The following is a 255-nucleotide window of genomic DNA, read 5'->3' on the forward strand; positions in this document are numbered from 1 at the left end:
TCGCCGAAGGGCAAACAGCCCAAGAGACCTTCCTCGTCACCGTCACCGATGAGTTCGGCGCCACCGATACCCAGCTCATAACCGTCACAGTCCAAGGCACTAATGATTCCCCTGTACTGTCAATTGAGCAAGGTGACAGCGCCAGCGGCACTGTGATTGAAGCCGGTAACCTCGATGATGGCACCGTCGTCGCTGGCACCGCCATTATTAATGGCACCCTCTCTGTCAGCGATGTCGACACCATCGTCACCGATA

General features: G+C 56.5%; 1 protein-coding gene. It reads left to right on the forward strand.

Going from position 1 to position 255, the window contains the following annotated elements:
* Positions 1-255, forward strand: a 255-nt coding sequence (locus K0625_RS24470) for a VCBS domain-containing protein (RefSeq protein WP_220111938.1), incomplete at both ends; no start/stop codon positions are given.

Origin of the sequence: Shewanella nanhaiensis (assembly GCF_019457885.1) — a bacterium.
GTDB lineage: Bacteria > Pseudomonadota > Gammaproteobacteria > Enterobacterales > Shewanellaceae > Shewanella > Shewanella nanhaiensis.